The organism is Streptomyces sp. NBC_01497 (genome assembly GCF_036250695.1).
GTDB lineage: Bacteria > Actinomycetota > Actinomycetes > Streptomycetales > Streptomycetaceae > Streptomyces.
In genome coordinates this window covers 8,492,536-8,509,379 of sequence record NZ_CP109427.1, presented here as the reverse complement: position 1 = coordinate 8,509,379, position 16,844 = coordinate 8,492,536, and the positions used below count along the sequence as shown (strand labels likewise).

Below are 16,844 nucleotides of genomic sequence, written 5' to 3'. Positions count from 1 at the left end.
CCGACGGACGGTGGGGGGCGAGGGGCGGGCCGAGGCGCTCATGCACGCATGATCCCCGTGGGGCGCCCCTTGGACGGTCAGGTCGCTGTACTTTTGCGCCAGTCGCTTTCTGGTCCGGGGAGTCGGCAGTCGAGGATGAAGGCGTCGACCGGTAGCGACAACTGGTCTTTGAGCCGGGCCGCCTGGGATTTCTGGGTGTCGGTGACGTTCTGGAGGCTGTGGTCGGTTACAGGGCAGCTGCGTCGCTGGTGGTTCCAGCGGGTGCAGTCGAAGTAGCCGACCAGGAGGAGGCCGGCTGTCCAGGGCCGGGTTAGGTAGGCGGCAAGCTGGCGTGGGATGGCGTGCTTCAGCTCGTTGTTCCAGCAGCCTTTGCATTCGATGATCAAGCTCAGGGCAGGCCGGTCGCTGCCGTCGGAGACGGGAGCGTCGATGTGGATGTCGGTGCGCTGCCCGGGCAGGCCCGAGCGCCTGATCTCCACTTCGCGGTTGATGATGATGCCGCGGGTGCCGATGTCGCGGCGGAGGAAGGCCGTGACGGCGTCGCATAGATCGTCTTCCCAGCACGGCCAGCACTTGGTGCTGGCCGTGAAACGGTCCGTGTCCCTGTTCCATAGGTTGACGGACGTTCCGTTGTCGCCCTGAACGTCGTCTTGTAGGGCTTGGAGGGATTCCAGGACGACCTCGAGCAGTTGGTGTTCGTCGCGTACCAGGCGGAGCCTGTGGTTGTCGGCCAGGGTGATGAGTTCCTTGGCCGCGACGGGAGTGGCCAGGGAGGCGGCTGCGATGCGGCCGGTGATGCGCGCGAGCCTTCGCAGGGCCGGCACGTCGCTGTAGCTGCTGGCGAGGTCATCCAGGACAGCGGCCGCCTGGGTGGATTCCTTCCTGGCGATGAGCTCGGGCAGAGCCTGGATGAGTTCGGCGACCCGCTCGTCGCCTCCGACGAAACCTGTACGCCACGGCCAGATGCGCAATGCGGCGAGGTCGTCCTGTTCGCAGATCAGCCGGTAGAGGCCGGCCAGGTCGTCCTCTGACAATTGGCCAAGCCCCGACGGCCATCCGTATACCGCCTCCGGATTCCCGGCGGTTACATGGAGGAAGTCCGTGAGAATGACGGGATCGGTGAGGCGGCAGCTGATATCCGACCAGAACACCGCGAGGTTCTTGTCGTGCAGGAGGGTCTGGCAGGCCAGCGTCCAGTGCCGTCTGGCGGGGGTGCCCGGCTTGTGGTCTGCGGGATCGTCCCGCAAGGCGACTGCCAGCTGGTCGGTGGCGTCACGGTCGCCTACGGCGGACAGCTCGGCCAGGACGGCATGCCAGCGTTCCGGGTCGACGTCGGCATTCCGGGCCCAGGACAACAACGCGGGCCTGCAGTCGGGGAAGTGGGCGAGGGAGCGCGCGACACTGCGGACGGTGTGTTCAGTGACGGCATCCAGAATCGTCGGCAGAAGTTTCCGGAGCCCGTCCTCGGCAGTCTGCGGGCACCGCCGAAGGAGATCGCGCTTCAGGTCCTGCGATGCCTGGTCATGGGTGTGGACGGTTGCCAGGGCCAGAGCCCAGCCGCCCCACCTGTCCGGATCGCAGGAGATCTGCGAGGGATCGCCGGCAACGGCGAAGGCTGCGAGCTCGGGGACCCGCCAAACGTCCGCCCCGTCTGCCACGAGATCATCGACAGTCACCACAGGGGCCGTGCGCAGTACGTGCAGAGCAGTCTCGGCGAGCAGACCAGCGAGGTCGCTGCCTGCTAGTGGGCGGGAAGGCGCCAGGTCCGCCAGGGTGAGCAGTGGCTCGAAGGAGCGGGGCTGGGCGCCGTCCGGCGTGCGCTGCAGCTGGTTCAGCACCCTGGCCCACGCCGCGCGGACCTCAGTGCTGTCAGCGGTGCGTGCGGCGTGCAGGGCGCCGCGCAGGTCTGACTCGTCGTAGGTGTTGCCTCGGCGTCGGTGTTCGCGCTCTTCCGCGATGCGCGTGTGCCTGGGGGTTTCGGCAGGTGGCGCGTCCCACCAGGCGGTGAACTCTGCGAGGGACGGGTGTGCGGCCCGAGCGGTTTCTGCCCGCTGTCGTTCCAGGGCGTCTTCCGGCGGTCCGAACCGCACCACCGTGCGGACCATTTGCGAGGGAAGTCCTTCCAGCAGGTCCCAGTGCTCCATCCAGTACAGGACGTCGTCCGCAGGCAGGAGCCCTGCCCCGAAGACTCCGAGAAGGACGAACCATTGCCCGGGCCCGGCGGTGGCGAGCAGGTGTAGGGTCAGGCGGCGCCTGGTGCACACGGCCGACGCCAGGGTGGTGTCCAGCGCCCTGAGGTGGTCTTGGAGCCGGTAATGGTAAAGGTCGTCCTCGCACGCGGCCATACCGAGAAAGGCATCACCGAGCAGTGGCAGGATCTCGTCTGCGGGAATGGAGGCGTCTTCGGCCAGAGTGACCGCGCGAGCCAGGACGCCCAGGGCCAGGGCACGGCTGGCCCTGGTGTCGGGATCGCCCAGGACCGCACCGGCCCACGTCACCGCTTCCATGATCGTCGCTGGGTCCAGGCCCTCGGGAACAGCCTGGCGGTGCAGGTAGGCCGCTCCGATGTGTGCCGGATCCGGATCGCGGAACAGGGCCAGGCGCTCTGTCACGCTCAGATGTGCCGGATAGAGGTGTTCGAGGGCTGCCGCAACCACTTCCGGAGAGGGGGTCTCGGCCAGTTTCCGAAGGCGGAGCAGTTGCGGCGCGGCGGGGGCGGTGACGGTCTCGACAGCGGCGCGGCGTATTTCGGCAGGGCGATCTTCCGCGACCTCGGCCACGTTGAGGAGGGCGTCGTTGAGCTGGTCGAGGCGGCATGCCTGGGCGATGCTCACCGCCGCGTAAACCAGATGAGGTGCGGTGGTCGGCGACAGGTAGGGGCGAAGCTGGTCCGGCAGAGCGGGATGGTCCAGGCGGTGCAACTGAGCGTGGTCGAGTCGCAGGGTGTCGTCTTGCGCCAGCAGGGCGAGCAGGGCCTCGGCGGCTCGGGCGCGGTCTGAGGGGCCGCGCGCGGACAAGTCGGCCTGGAGCAGCGCCAGCGGATCATCGCGCAGGAGGTCCTCGAACACCGTGTCGTCGTCCGTGGCCAGCCAGGCCGCGACTTCCTGATGTGCTTCCAGGACATGCCTGCTCTTCCCGCTCCCGATCCACAGCAACTCGCGCAGAACTGGCGGGGCCAGCGCCCGGGTCCGCAGGAAGAGTGCGGCCAGGTACTCCTGATAGCTGCGATGGGCGAACGTCCACCGCAGCTCCCCTATTGGGGCGAGGAGCCCGGACTCGGTGATCTGCCGCAGTTCGCTGGTCGTGCACGCGATGGTGCCGCCCAAAGGCCCAGGCTCGGCGCCGATCAGCGACGACAGGTGCAGGTCGCCGGCCGGTGCCCCGGACCGGTCCGGTTGGTCGGACAACGCGGCGTACGGGCCGAAGTGCAGCACGGCCGCAACGCGCGAGGCGACTGTGAGCAGGTGCTCCGGTGCCGCCTGGGCATGAAGCTGCTGCGCCGAGTTGGGACGGCGTGTCTCCGCACACAGGTGCAGGCACGCATCGCGATAGGCCTGGCCGACAGTCTGCGGCAGCGCGCCGGTGTCGGTGTAGCCGTGCAGGAGTTGCCGCAGGGTGATCGGGCTGGTCGCCAGTGCGATGAGCCCGCGGTGCCGCAGGGCGGTGGTGAACTCCTCGGTGTCGCTCACGCCCGTGGCCTCACTGGCCATCACCACGTCTTCACGGCTGAGCGGGGCAAGGCTCATGACCGATGTCTGGTCAGCTGGCCACAGGCGGCGCAGCCTGTCCTCCAGGCGTACCGGCCAGCGGGCGGTGCGACAGGAGATCCGCAGCCGCAGATTCGCACGGTCGACAGCACCGAGTCCCTCCAGGTGCGTGGCCAACTTCCGGTCCAGCGCCGGAAACTCGTTGAGCCCCTCATCCAGGCCGTCCAGCAGGACGTACCACGAGCCCTGGGTTCCTGGCGGGCGCAGGAAAGCCCGGTCGAACTGCCTGTCCGCTTCTCCGGCGTCGGTGCAGGCCCCCAGATCGACCCAGGCGGCACAGGCACCGTCGTGGGCAAGCGCCGCCTGCTCCTGCTTCAAGGCCATGGATTTGCCCAGCCCCCGCTCACCGTGCAGGACCAGAACCGGCACGTGCCGCTGGTCTGCCAGTGTGCCGGCCACAGAACGACCCCGGCGTTCAGTCAGCAGCGGCCACCCGTAGCGGTCCAGTCCGGGCATCTCCCCCACCGGGATCACCCGGCGCCGCCACGAAAACTCCGTCCACCCCGTCATACGCCCCGCCCCCGGCACTCATTGCTCTCGAGCCACGAACTGCGACCCGCGCGCGTGCTGCTTCGGTGATCCGACACCCACATGGAGCTGTTCCGCAACTCGGGCACGGTGCACACGCCCGGTCAGTGTCCTCACCGCGGTGGTGAGGACACAACAGCAAGGGAGCCCCCTGCTCCAGGCGGTAGTCATGGTGCGGAGCCTCCCCATACCGAATGCGGCTGCGACGAGTTTGGGATCCAGAGTGTTGAGCAGGTCGAGCAGGCGAGTGCACCGGATCATGTGGGCGGGAAGCCGCAGGCATCCAGAACGTGGCTGACATAGGCAGGGGACGCCGGCCCCCGGACCCGACCGGCACCACCTCTGCGGGTGCCACGCTCGCGGCCGCGGCCGCCCCGAAGCAGGGTCCGGGATCCCCCTGCGCTCGCTCGCCGCACACCCGCCGGCCGCACCGGACCTTGCATCTTGGCTCGCGTGCCGCATCGGCCCGGTCCCTACCGACCAGGCGACGTCGAGGATCCCAGCCCGCTGCGCGTCACGGCGGCCGCACCCGGCGGGTGGGCACCTACACAGTCCGGGCCGGGTCCACGGATGACCCGCATGCGCAGAGCCTTCAGCAGACCACGGGCGGTTGGCGCTATGACGGCCCCGGCTACGCGGCGCGCACCTGCGGATCGTCCCCGAGCGCAACAACCGTGTGCACCGCCTGGCACTGAGAGACCCTTCCGCCTTGAGGGCGTCAGTCAGCGATGCCGGCCGGCGCTTCCCGAAGGCCACCACTGCCGGCGCCGAGGCGTCGCCGCGGAGTCGGAGACGTCGCGTGCGCGCCCCGAGGACTCCCCGGGCTCGCAGGGCGTCAAGGTCGGGGATGCGGGTCCCGGGCAGGTCGTTGAGGAGGTCGTCCTGGGAGCCGCGGATGCTGTGGGCGGAGTCCTGAGGGCCGGAGCCAAGCGTGCGGCGGTCGGTCACTGAGTCATCGTAGGCGGCCCAACCCCCGCTCCCGGGCTTGGGCTTGGGCCTGCGTGCCCATCAGGGCGGGGCCGGCGCGGAAGGTGCTCTCACCACGCCGCTCGGAGTGCTCGTACGTCGGGGCAGTCGACGCCTGGCATGGTTCCGTCACGAGGCATGTCTGGTGATCACCCACGAGAGGTGGAGCCTTTGAGTAGTTGACCGGCTCGCACGCGGACGGAGTCGCCGACGCGAGGCTTACCGGTGGCAGCGCTCACAGGCTGTCCGCTGCCGTGTCGGTGCGCGGCCGTAGGAAGCGGACCGGCTGTCAGTGGCGCCCCGGTCGTCCGTCCGCACTGGGTCGACAGCACTGTCTGTGCGGAATTCGACCGCGAGCATGGGCTGGACAGGCGTGAACTCCAGGGGCTCGCGTGATCCCCACGACGCGCTGAAGGTGACGCCCTGCCAGGGTGCCCGGGCCCGGCGGGGGTGAGCAGCGGACCGAGCTGGGCGCGGTCGGCCGCAGATAGCGGTGCCGTGCGGGCGACCAGATGCAGGCGCCCGGCCGGGCCATGCCGTCCGAGCGTCATCCACCCGCGGCCGCCATGGTCACCCGTTGCAGTGTCCCGGCCATGCGCCGACGCCGGCACCGCGGATCCGGGCGGCACAGTGAACGCCATGCGCGCCAGGATCGTCACCAAGGCCACTGCGGCCGGGCTGCTCGCAGCCGCCCTGGTGAATGGTTTGCCGGCCGGGGCCCGGTCGGCAGCCGCGTTCGTCTCCACCCGGCCGGCACCGCCCGCCCGGGCACCAGACGTCTCCCGCCTCACCACGATGGGCAAACCAGCGGGCCACCAGAAGCACCACGCCGCAGCCGGCCGCACCGGCAGAACGCGGCTACGCCTCGGCGCGTACGGCGGAACACCGGTGAGGCCGGTGGCCGGCACATCAGTGGAGGCCGCGACTGGCGCTCCCGCGCCCGCACCCGCCTGCGGGATGAAGCGGTCGGCTCGGCGCATCTCGCCCTTCGTCGCTCACGCGGCCCGTAGGGCTCGGGCCGCCGCCTCGCAAGCTCGCGCCAGCGGCTCACGCGCCACACCCGGCACGCCGCCGGCCATCGCGATTCGACGCAGCTGCGCGAGGGCCTGCGCCCACTCCACCGCGTCCTCGGGCAGGGTGTACGGCTCGCCGCTCAGCCGGGCCGCCGGGACTTCCCGTACCTCGCCCGGCCTCCGGCGCACGAGCGTGCGCACGATCGTCTCCGTGCGCTCCACCACCCGCGTCGCCGGCTCCCGCGTGAGGCCGCCCTCGTCCGGCGGGCGCCGGGCACGGCCTGCGCCGTACGCAGCTCGTAGGCCCGCGTGCGGTGAGCGGGCCCGCAGTACTTCGGCGGGCGCCCCGTGCCCTTGTAGGGCATCGGCTTCCCGCACCACGCGCACGTGCGCGCGACCAGCTGCTCGCGCACCGACCGCCGCTCCTGCTCGTCACTCACCGGCTCTTTCGTCACTGACGAAACGATACGGAACGCGAAATACAGCTCAGTCGCGGGCCCTTGAACAGGCGCTACTCAGGGGGTGTCGTCTTCCCAGTCCCACTTCGCCGGACGTCGTTGCGGGGCTCCTACATGGCGCGGCCGCCGGGGACGTAGTCGCCGGCGGCCGCGCGGAAGGGGCACGCATGCCCGCGCCCGCACACAGTCATCGAGGGGCGCCCCCGCCGGCCGACGGAGTCGATACCGGTGTGGCCGCTGCAGGGGCCGGTCCGGACACTCCTTCTGCTCCGCCTTGGCGAACACCGGTCAGCAGGAAGGCCCCGATGGTGATCACGCCGGCGGTCGTCACGACGGCCGCGGCCAGTCGCTCACCCCGCGAGGGGGTGCCCGCAGCGCCCAGTCCGTGGGCGGGAAGGGATCGGTAGACGATCGCCCCGGCGACGATCGCGATGACCGCCACCAGGACGATGGGAAGGTTCAGCGTTACGTTCACAGTGGGCCTCTCGGGTCCAGGGGCCTGCCTGTCTGGACTCGACATCTGCCAGGCAGGCCCCAACCTGCCGAGCCCACCACGGGCCCGACACCCCTTCCTGGGACAAGCCGTTGCCCCAGGCGGGCGCGGCCCTCGCGTTTCCCTTGAAGAGGAGACGCCGGCCGACGACCCCGTTGTGCACGGGCCGTCAGCCGAGTACGTCGTACCTCTACGAAAGCGCCTCACACGGCTCTGACCTGCACCTGTGGAACGGAACGGCAGAAGGCCGAGCACCGAGGAACGCCATCGAACGAAAGGAGGCGTTCCACCGCGTTCAGCGGAGTTCCGCACCGTTCCGTTCTCCCGGTCCTACGCTGGGCTCACGCAGGGTGCGGGGGGATGCAGGTGGACGACATCAACGACGGCGACAGACCACACGAAGGCGACTTCGACAGGGGACTTGCCGCATTCGCGCAGGACCTGAAGCAGCTGTGCAGGGACCGGGGCAAGCCCTCCTACCGGGACATCACCCGCCGCGCCGAGCAGATCGACTCCGCGCGTCCCCTCCCCCAGGGCACGGTCAGCGGCATCTTCAACGGCAACAGGCTCCCGCAGCTGCCCACGCTGGTCGCGCTCGTCCGCACCCTGCTCGCTCACGGAGAAGACGGCCGGCCATGTGATCCTCCCTCCTACCAAGCACACGAGTTGAAGCTCTGGCGCCACCGGTGGAGCGAGCTGGACCTCATGCGCGAGAGCTCCGTCCGCGGCCGAGCTGCGCGCGGGCGGCCCGCATTAGTTCTTGCGCCTGAGGGCGAGCCGACGAACCCGAAAGACCCGGCTGCCGAAGAAGCGACGGCATCCGTGTTGGCCGACGCCCACCGCAAGGCGGAGGCCATCGAGGCGGTGGCGCTCGCGCGGGCTGAGGAAATCCTGGCCGAGGCCCAGGCAGACCGCGACCAGGCCGCCGCCGAGAAGGCACGGCAGCACACCCGGATCGCCGGGGAGCTCGAAGAAGCCCGCCAGGAACGGGAACAGGCCGCCGCCGATGCTGCTCGCATACGTGAGCAGGCCATCACGGACGCAGCCAACGAAGCCAGGTCTGCGAACGACGCCGCGGACAGCCAGAGCAAGGATGCGGCCCCCGGCGGGTGCCGCCTGGGAGACTCCTCACTTCCCCCTGCCGCGAGTACGCCGCGGGCAGGACGCCATGATCCCCGTGGAGCTGGACCTCAAAGAGATCGCCTTCGGCATCATCCGGGACGTTCAGGTGGAGACAGCTGACGTCTGCCAGGTCTGCGAGGGCAAGATGACCGCGCCAGGCACCACCGCGCCGGTGTGCCCCGACTGCCTCGGACAAGGTCGCGTCTTCGCGGGGCCGTCCTCCGGCAACTCGGAAGGATCTCCGCAGCCGTGCCCCAAGTGCGAGGGCTTCGGCACCCTGCTCCCACACCCGTGCGCGGAATGCGCCGGCGACGGGCGCGTCCGCATCCGCCGCACGCTCAGCGTGAAAATCCCACCCGGCGTCGACAACGGCACCCGAATCCAATTCGCCGGTGAAGGCGAACGCGGCCCAGGCGGCGACCTGTACCTGGAAGTCCGCGAGCAACCGCACCCCATCTTCCAACGCCGGGGCGACGACCTCCACTGCACGGTCACCATCCCGATGGTGGCCGCCGCACTCGGCACCGAGGTGCCGCTGGAAACCCTGGACGGCCTCGAAGACATCGACATCCCTCCCGGCACGCAATCCGGCGACAAGATCACCCTCAACAACCGAGGCGTGACCCACTTCCGCAGGGGCGAACGCGGCGATCTGTTCCTCCACGTCGAGGTGCGCACGCCCACCGACCTCAGCCCAGTCCAGGAGCGTCTCCTGCGGGACCTGGGAGGCCTACGGGGTGGCGAAGAACGCCCGCCGGGCCACTTCCAGCCAGGCCAGCAAGGCCTGGTCTCCCGGCTGAAGGACGCGTTCACAGGCTGACCCCCCTGCCCCATCGGCAGACCAGCCAGGAGGGATGGGAAGCCTCCTGCTCGACACTTCAGCTTGCCCCGGGGCACCAACGTGACTCAGGGGGTGTCGCCTTCCCAGTCCCACTTGCCCGGCTCGCCATTGCGGGGGCCATACATGGCCCGGCCGCCCGGGCCGTAGGTGCCGATCTCAGTGACCAGCGCCGCGCCCTCCACGAGGGCTTCGGTGTCCCAGCCGGTCACGTCGACCAGGAGGCCGTCCAACGGGCCGCCAACCAGCTCCCGGGCCGCGTGCCCGGGCCGCGGCCCGCGGCCCGGGTCCGAGTCCGGCAGCGTCAGATCGGCTGGCTCTCCGCGCTCCTGGGCAATCTGGCCTTCCATCTGGACGACCTCACCGGTGCCCGCACCCACCTGTCCGCCGCGGCGGCATGGGGCGAACGCACCGGCGACAACCGCTTGACCGCCTGGGCGTGGGGCGCGCACAGCATGGTCGCCCGCACCACCCAACGCTACGACACCGCCCTCGCCTACGCCGAACGCGGCACCCATCTCGCCCCCGCAGGCCTGCCCCGGGCCCAGCTCAATGCGTGGGCACTCCTGCCGGCCCTCGCCCGCCTCCAGCGCCCCGACGACGCCCTGCACACCGCGCTGCACGAACTCGAAGCCGACCCGGACGGCGCTGCGCCCGGACGCTTCGGCTTCGATGAAGGTGAACTCGCCCTCCACCAGGCCGAAGCACACCTCGCCCTCGGGCGCGGTCAGCAAGCACGCGCCCGCGCGGAAGCCTCCGCGGCCGCGTGCCCGCACGGCACAGGCGGCTGGGCAGCCGCAACCAGCGTGTCGCCCGGTGCCCCCGCGGCAGGAGGACCGCCTGCACGGGCGACCGACTTGGTTGCGGCCCCCACTGCTGCCGCCGCTCACAGCACATCAGGCGCAACCGCAGCGGTTGACGATTCACACCTTGTGACAGATCAGCTCAGCAATCAGATCGGATTGCTGCAGTGGCGTGCCGCACCACTGACGTTGAAGTGAAAGCACACCCGAGCCAGGTAGGCCGAACTGTCCAGCACTCCGGGGGACGAGTAGTCGGAGCTGGTAGTGGAGAGGGAACGCTGATAGAAGACGCCGGGCCATGTGTAGCCGTCGTCACTGGAGCGCTCAATCCAGAAAGTACAACCGACGGCAACCTGTGCGTTGATGTACAAACCGTAGGCGTACTGATTCAGATAGCGGACCTCTCCCTCACAGCGACCCCCTGCGCTCGCGTACCACGTGATGGTTTGGTAGTCGTCGCCTCCGCCGGGACCGTTTCCTGATGCGGCCTGCGCCGGACTCGTTGCGGCGAAGGCGGCGCCGAGGGCAAGGATTGTGGTTGCTATCGCCGTCATGATTCGACGGAAGAAGGGTGCTGACATGGTTCCTCCCCGTGATTTTGGGGGTCAGCTTGGCAAGCTCGGCGAGCCGAACGAATGTCGTTCGAATAAAGTGGCTCGTTAATGCTCTTAACCTGGCTGAAATCTACCCTGTCCTCCGACGTCAGTGGCGCCCCTGGTCGTCTCAGTCGCCCATGGCCCGCAGCTCCCAACCCATCACGAGGCAGCAATCAGGCCGTCACAGGCCCGGCCAAGGGCCCTCTGTGATCGAATCTGATGAGGCGGCTGGGTACTGGGCGTCGAAGCCGTGCCCGGGCAGGTCGACGGCGAAGCTGCGATGGCCGAGCAGTGCCAGTTCGCGCTGGATGGGGCCCACATGAACGAGCTGGAGCCAGAGCCGTGCACGAGAACGAAGGTGGTACTCGCATGGCGAGCGGGCAGCGGGCGGGGGGAGTTGCTGGAGACGGATGTCATACGGGTCAGTCCAATGTCCGGTGGGCGGCGCGGCAGGCATACCTGAGGGGCGATGCCGGCGCGGTGATCCGCCGAAGCTGAAGGAGAAACGGGCGCACCTGTCACCAGGCGCGTCGCGGTTCAGTGGCCGGGCGCACAGGCCGGTGAAAGCGACGAACCAGCGTGTGCCTTCCCCTCACGGGCAGCACATAGCGTGGAAGCGCTCACCAGCGACGGTGCGCGTCGACGGTCAAGGTCGAGCGATACCTGCAGGGCAGTGCCGTGAGACCGCGGTGGTCTCCTGCGGGTTCCTCAACTGGCGCCGGTCGATGAACGACTCGGCGGCATGCGTCTTAGGCAGTCCGAACACGGACGAAGATGTAGGACATAGCTGGACCCTATCGGATCACGTGCCAGTACCGAGGCCGATGCTCCTCCTGCCAAGAGCGAGCGCGGCGTGGCAGCGGTGAAGCAAGGACCGTCGTGGGCGATCGGGCAGGGCAGCCCTGTGGAGGGCTGCCCTGCCGCCGGCGGCGGCGGGTCTTGGAGCCGGGTGACTCGGTCAGGCGAATGCTTGCCCGCGCCGTGGCTCTGCAGGACTGGGCTGTGGGACAGCGGGGACGAGGCGTCGGCGGGCGTCCGTGACGTGGACCCGACCCGCTCATCACCGAGGGTCAAACCGATAGTCCAATGATCACAATGAATGACTACAAATGACCGAGTGCTGAATGAAGTTGAACTCTGGATGCGTTCGCGATGCGGTCACTGCGGCCGTATCCATGTCGCAGTCGTGAGCAGGTTCGTCAAGCGCCTCGCGGTCTGCTGGGAACGACGTCTCGGCATGCCGCTCGTGCGCCGGCTGGGCCCAGGTCGAGACCGGGCTTTGAGGACGACGACTCGACGCAGCGGCCCGCAGGGGCATCTGGTCGAGCCTTCCATCGCCGCTGCACTCGAAGCTAGATGTACATCACATCAACCACCCGATTGGGTGACCGTTCAACTTGTGCTGTCCCTGGCGAGCCCTCACTTTCTATGGTGTTTGCATGACTGTCATTCAACTGTGGCGGTGTGCCGCATGACCTGGGACTATGACTGGCGAATCCGATCCGCCTGCCGTGTCTCCGACCCGGATGACCTCTTCGTGCAGGGGGCAGCGCAAAGCCGCGCCAAGGCCGTCTGTCATGGCTGCACGGTGCGTACCGAGTGTCTCGCCTACGCCTTGGACGAACGCATCGAGTTCGGCATATGGGGAGGGATGACAGAACGGGAGCGCCGAGCCGTCCTGAAGCGGCGCCCCACGGTTGCCTCCTGGCGTGAACTGCTTGAAGCCGCCCGCGACGAAGCCGGCAGGGCTTCATGTCGTCGACACGGAACGGCCCTATGAGGCGCGGCGGGACATCGGATTTGCCGTTGCGAGCCTCCTCAGGGGCAGGAGCTCCCGATCGCCGAGCGTTGATTGTCAGCATTCCTGCCTGAACGAGGCGCCTCCTGGAGGGTTCAGCCAGGCGGAGGCTCGCGAGGTCCGGCCCGGCGCAGCGTTCGGGATGTCCCCCCGCGCCTGCGCCCTGCCCCCTGCAACTCGATGCGGACATCTACCCGCGTCCCCACAGGGCAGTCGATGCGTTCACGTCGCTGTGGGGCCTCCCCTTCGTCAGCGGCCAGGCAGCACCCGCCTGTTACCACCTCACCGAATTCACCCGCGCCTTCGTGGCGAAGGCTCACAGCGAGGCTGCCCGCCGGGCTGGCCCAGCCGCCGCAGCACCTCGGGCCCACCGCCATCCGCCTTCAGACGCGTCGACTGCGCGCCTCGGCACGCTTGCCGCGTCCCGTACCGAGGAGGTGATGGAAGCGGGCTGTCACTGTTTGACGTGGGCGTACTGCGGCGAGCGTTCGGACTCGTCCTGAACGAGCAGGGATAGGAGCGAGCCCACGGTGAGGCCCGCTTCCGCGGGGTGGCGCAGCACTTTGCCCGGAACGATCCGGTACGTGTTCGCGCGCCCTTCACGGATGTGGGAGAGGTATCCGTCCTCTTCCAGGTCCGTGATGATCTTCTGAACGGCTCGCTCGGTCAGCCGGCAGTGCGCAGCGATGTCCCGGATGCGAACAGAGGGGTTGTCCGCAATGGCCGTCAGCACGCGCGCATGGTTGGTGAGGAACGTCCATCCGATGCGGGTCTCCGGCACTGTATCCATCCGCCCATGCTAGGCCAACAGGCTGATTGCGTCACCCTGACACGTGAACTATATTTCCGGTATCTGAAGACGTCCGACGTGCTTGTGTAAGGGGCTGGCCATGTCCGGGAAAGTAGGCACTGCGCCGAGCGCCTCCCCTACCCCCGCACGGGCCGCGGGCCGGACGCGCACAGCGGGTCCACGCTGTCTGACGACCATCACCAGCGCACCGGACCATGCGCGGATCTCGGTCGCGATACGGGGAGAGGTCGACCATGAGGCCCGGTACCTGGTCCGCGATCACCTGGTTCAGGCCCTGCGCGCTTCACATCGGGGAGTCGACCTCCGCCTCGACGCTGTCAGCTTCTGGGACTGCTCGGCCCTGGGCGCCCTGCTCGAAGCCCGGCAGCATGCCGTCGCGGAGGGGAAGTCCCTGACTCTGCTCACGGCCAGCCCCATCGTGCGTCGCGTCCTCGACCTCACCGGCACGACCGACCTTTTCACCGCCCCGACGCGGACGTGACCGCCGCGATACCGGAGCACGTTCGCCCGATCCCCATGAGGAGAGCCGCCATGCTGATGGCCCACCCCGCCGTGCTGCAGGAACTTGTCGAGCAGTACGAGACGCTCCACACCCTGCATGCCGAGGAAGGCTCCGCCGAGGCCCGGCAGCGCCTGGAGGACGTTTCCTACACACTGTGCATATCCACCGGCACACGCAGCATCGACACCGCCCTGCGCGCCGCTCGACAGAGACTGACGGACTCGGCTCCCCAGCCACCCGCCATCGCCGCCTGACCCCGCGACCACCCACGCGACAGCAGGCACAGCCGTCGCCCACGCGAGGACTGCAGCAGCGATAACCGGACTGACGCGACGACACGACCAGCGCACCGAGAGGCTGCGATCGTCTCTGGCAAAGGTCGCTCTCGCCTTGGTCGGCTTCCGTCCTCGGCATGTCCGCCGGCCACCTCGCCGCACTCGGCGAGACCCGCGCGGCTTCGTTCCCTCCCCGCGACGGCTGAACGGCCCCTCAACTTCCCTGAGGTGACGGCCATAACGCCCGCTCGTGGTCTGGCCTCCGCAACCGCCGTATCCCGACCGTCGCCGTCTCGGTGACCCGGCACGGGCCGCAGTGCAAGGGATAAGGCCGACCGGCGGAACCGCCGGCCGATTCCCTTCTCGCGTACGCCAGCCCATCGGCGAAGCAGACCCGGCATACGATGATCGCCCAGCGTGCGGCCGAGCGACCGTGGCGGATCCACCACGAAGACGGACGACCCATACGACTCCACACAATGGGCTGCTTCCTCATCTCCCGCCACGACGACGGACACGCCTGCACCCAACAACAGGCCCTGGACGCCCTCGCCCACGGCGCGGAATCCTGCCCCGGCTGCCGACCCGACGGCGAACTGGACACTCAGTAGCCGACAGCTCCAACCAGCAGTTCCCCGACGCAACCACGCGCGCAAGACACAGCACAGGGAAGTAGCCAGCGTGGCGCAGCCACCCCAACCGGCCCCTTGTCCAGCAGGTCAGAGCATCTTTTCGGCGGTGCGCGCCATGACTCCCAGACGCGACCGGGAGCGCGACCTGGAGCGGCGCCCTACTGGGCGTCAGCCGCGAGGCTGTCCAGCGCGGCGAACTCCAGCTCGCGGCCTACAAGCGGCTGGCGACCCGCAGCGAGGATCACGTTGTTCTGCGGGTCGAAGTCCTCGTCCATGCTCGCGGCAGCCACGTGCAGGATGCTGGCGTTCACTCGGTTCCGGCCCCGCGTCCACGGCGTGAACCCGTGCGCGCCCAGGGCACGGCGGATGTGGCCTGCGGCCAGGCGGCCGTCCGTGATGAGCTGGCACTCGCCTCGACCCGCAGGCCGTCCACGACCAGGTGCACGTTGCCGGGCCGTTCGCAGCGGCAGCCGAGCGCCATCACGCTGATGGCGCTCACCACCGATGCGACGGGCACCGCTACCACCAGCCGGCCCGCCGCGACCATCGGCACCGGCACAGTAACGCCGACGTCCAGGAGGCGCTGCGCAACGCGGCGCCACCCGCTCGACCACCGACAGATCGGGCTCTGCGAAGTCGCCCCACCCCTGCCGGGCTGTGAAGTCCCAGGCGATGCCCACACCACCGACCGTTCGCCTGCTGCACCGGGCGCGAGCAAACCTGGTCGCGCACCTCACGCCAAAGCCCGCGAGCCCATCCCTCAGCTCTGCGGCCGCGACTGGCGCCCCATGCCGAAGCGAGCAGCTGCGCGGCGCGGCCGACCGCCGCCGACCATGTATCCGGGGCCGTGGACGGCAGGAGCAAGACCATCGCGAGGGGAGTTGACGCGGTGCAGTGACGAAGAATCCCACAAGAGCCCTCTCCGTCCGCGAACGAGCAGACCCATCGTCCTCGTTCAACAGCCCGGCCGGCACCCGGCGGGCACAAGCCGCGGCCCTACCTCGCCACCGCCGCCCGGTCGGTGGTGAGCGACACGGAACGCGGCCTCGCGCGGCCGTCATACAGCGGTGGGGCCCATCGAATCGATGGGCCCCACCGCTGTATGACGGCGGACCTCCCCAGGCCACGCCAGCAAAAACTCCGCTACCCGGCGCCCCCCGCAGCAAACGAATGTGTGAGCGCCCTCACAGGCCGCATGCTGGGAACTTATTTCTCGGTGAGCAGGCCACTGCGCAGGGTCTTGAGGGCTCGTGCGAGGAGGCGGGAGACGTGCATCTGGGAGTAGCCGAGTTCTTCGCCGATCTGCGACTGGGTCTTCTCTTCGACGAAGCGCATGTGCAGGATGCGCCGGTCGCGTTCGCCTAGCTTGGCGACGAGCGGGGCGAGGGAGGTGAGGTCTTCAACAAGTTCCATGCCGGGGTCGAGGGCGCCGGTGAACTCGGAGAGGCTCACGTTGCGGGCGCGGGCGCCGTCACCATGGTCGTAGGGCATGTCGAGGGAGTCAGTGTTGTAGCCGTTGGCGGCGATGATGCCCTCCGCGACCTCCTCCTGCGGCCGGCCGAGATACGCGGCGAGCTCGGCGACGGTGGGGTCACGGTCCAGGCGGGTGTGCAGGACGTCACGGGCCTTGGCCAGCTCCACACGCAGCTCCTGCAGCCGGCGGGGGACGTGCACGCCCCAGCTGGTGTCACGGAAGAACCGCTTGATCTCCCCGACAATGTAGGGGACGGCGAAGGTCGTGAACTCCGTCTCGCGCGAGAGGTCGAAACGGTCGATGGCCTTGATCAAGCCGACCATGCCGACCTGGATCACATCCTCCATCTCGGTCCTGCCGTTGAAGCGGCGGGCCGCGAAGTGGACCAGCGACATGTTCATCTCGATCAGCGTGTTACGCGCATACGCGTACTCGCGGGTTCCCTCCTCCAAGCTCTGCAGCCGGTCGAAGAACACCCTCGACACCGCCCGCGCACCGCAGGGGCCACCGCCTGCGGATCCTCCACCAACGGCAAGCCACCCGACACTTCTTCACGAGGCGCGGATATGGGAGCTGGAGCGGTGAGTACGGTGCTGACAGACATGCGGGAAACCTCCTCCGTGCCGTGGTGGGCAGTTGCCCGCTATCCCCCGATCGGAGCAGTAAACCTGTCGATTCCGCCCCGCCCTCATCCCACGCCGCCGCCCTGCCGCGGCTCTCGTACGTCCTGGGGGCCAGGGCGCCGCATACGGCGCCCGGCAAGGAGAC

The 16,844-nt window shown here is 69.0% G+C and carries 12 protein-coding genes and 3 pseudogenes; 6 read left to right on the top strand and 9 right to left on the bottom strand.

Translation table 11 applies throughout. The annotated features are described in order from the left end of the window. Positions 1-77 precede the first annotated feature (77 nt). Positions 78-4,223 carry an NACHT domain-containing protein gene (locus OG310_RS35935; RefSeq protein WP_329453812.1) on the bottom strand — a complete coding sequence of 1,382 codons (4,146 nt, stop codon included), beginning with the start codon at positions 4,221-4,223 and terminating at the stop codon, positions 78-80. Positions 4,224-6,256: 2,033 nt separating this feature from the next. Beyond that, complete coding sequence (locus OG310_RS35930; protein WP_329453813.1) at positions 6,257-6,652, bottom strand: hypothetical protein; 396 nt, start codon at positions 6,650-6,652, stop codon at positions 6,257-6,259. A 933-nt stretch (positions 6,653-7,585) separates the two neighbouring features. Here OG310_RS35930 and OG310_RS35925 point away from each other — a divergent pair. Both OG310_RS35925 and OG310_RS35920 read left to right on the top strand, forming a co-directional pair. Then, complete coding sequence (locus tag OG310_RS35925) at positions 7,586-8,467, top strand: hypothetical protein (RefSeq protein WP_329460529.1); 882 nt, start codon at positions 7,586-7,588, stop codon at positions 8,465-8,467. Then, positions 8,361-9,167 (top strand): annotated as a pseudogene (locus OG310_RS35920) (DnaJ C-terminal domain-containing protein); the annotation flags it as partial. The gene OG310_RS35925 and the pseudogene OG310_RS35920, both read left to right, overlap by 107 nt. An 86-nt stretch (positions 9,168-9,253) precedes the next feature. Here OG310_RS35920 and OG310_RS35915 read toward each other — a convergent pair. From OG310_RS35915 to OG310_RS35905, 3 genes and pseudogenes are all read right to left on the bottom strand, one after another. Continuing rightward, positions 9,254-9,535, bottom strand: a complete 282-nt coding sequence (locus OG310_RS35915) for a hypothetical protein (RefSeq protein WP_329459969.1) — start codon at positions 9,533-9,535, stop codon at positions 9,254-9,256. Positions 9,536-10,137: 602 nt separating this feature from the next. Beyond that, complete coding sequence (locus OG310_RS35910; RefSeq protein WP_329453814.1) at positions 10,138-10,569, bottom strand: hypothetical protein; 432 nt, start codon at positions 10,567-10,569, stop codon at positions 10,138-10,140. Between the two features lie 238 nt (positions 10,570-10,807). Beyond that, a pseudogene (locus tag OG310_RS35905) lies at positions 10,808-11,001 on the bottom strand (alpha/beta fold hydrolase); the annotation flags it as partial. A 1,054-nt stretch (positions 11,002-12,055) separates the two neighbouring features. On the opposite strand from OG310_RS35905, the gene OG310_RS35900 reads away from it, so the two are divergent. Beyond that, positions 12,056-12,364: a WhiB family transcriptional regulator gene (locus OG310_RS35900; RefSeq protein WP_329453815.1), complete on the top strand. Its 309-nt coding sequence runs from the start codon at positions 12,056-12,058 to the stop codon at positions 12,362-12,364. 472 nt (positions 12,365-12,836) lie between these two features. Here the strand turns inward: OG310_RS35900 and OG310_RS35895 are convergent, their stop codons facing one another. After that, positions 12,837-13,172: a helix-turn-helix transcriptional regulator gene (locus OG310_RS35895; RefSeq protein ID WP_329453816.1), complete on the bottom strand. Its 336-nt coding sequence runs from the start codon at positions 13,170-13,172 to the stop codon at positions 12,837-12,839. A 100-nt stretch (positions 13,173-13,272) separates the two neighbouring features. Here OG310_RS35895 and OG310_RS35890 point away from each other — a divergent pair, with 100 nt between their 5' ends. The 3 genes from OG310_RS35890 to OG310_RS38670 all read left to right on the top strand — a co-directional run bounded on the left by OG310_RS35890 (position 13,273) and on the right by OG310_RS38670 (position 14,581). Beyond that, positions 13,273-13,674 (top strand): STAS domain-containing protein, encoded by a 402-nt coding sequence (locus OG310_RS35890; RefSeq protein ID WP_329453817.1) that lies wholly within the window; start codon positions 13,273-13,275, stop codon positions 13,672-13,674. Between the two features lie 50 nt (positions 13,675-13,724). Further along, positions 13,725-13,949 (top strand): DUF5133 domain-containing protein, encoded by a 225-nt coding sequence (locus tag OG310_RS35885; RefSeq protein WP_329453818.1) that lies wholly within the window; start codon positions 13,725-13,727, stop codon positions 13,947-13,949. A gap of 425 nt (positions 13,950-14,374) precedes the next feature. After that, the gene (locus OG310_RS38670) at positions 14,375-14,581 is read left to right on the top strand and encodes a DUF6233 domain-containing protein (protein WP_443078508.1); all 207 of its coding nucleotides are present in this window, start codon (positions 14,375-14,377) and stop codon (positions 14,579-14,581) included. A gap of 179 nt (positions 14,582-14,760) precedes the next feature. Here OG310_RS38670 and OG310_RS35880 read toward each other — a convergent pair whose 3' ends face one another. The 3 genes and pseudogenes from OG310_RS35880 to OG310_RS35870 all read right to left on the bottom strand — a co-directional run bounded on the left by OG310_RS35880 (position 14,761) and on the right by OG310_RS35870 (position 16,680). Further along, positions 14,761-14,892: a hypothetical protein gene (locus OG310_RS35880; protein ID WP_329453819.1), complete on the bottom strand. Its 132-nt coding sequence runs from the start codon at positions 14,890-14,892 to the stop codon at positions 14,761-14,763. Between the two features lie 17 nt (positions 14,893-14,909). Next, positions 14,910-15,155, bottom strand: coding sequence for a hypothetical protein (locus OG310_RS35875; RefSeq protein ID WP_329453820.1), 246 nt, complete (start codon positions 15,153-15,155; stop codon positions 14,910-14,912). Positions 15,156-15,808: 653 nt separating this feature from the next. Beyond that, positions 15,809-16,680, bottom strand: a pseudogene (locus tag OG310_RS35870) (RNA polymerase sigma factor SigF). Positions 16,681-16,844 lie beyond the last annotated feature (164 nt).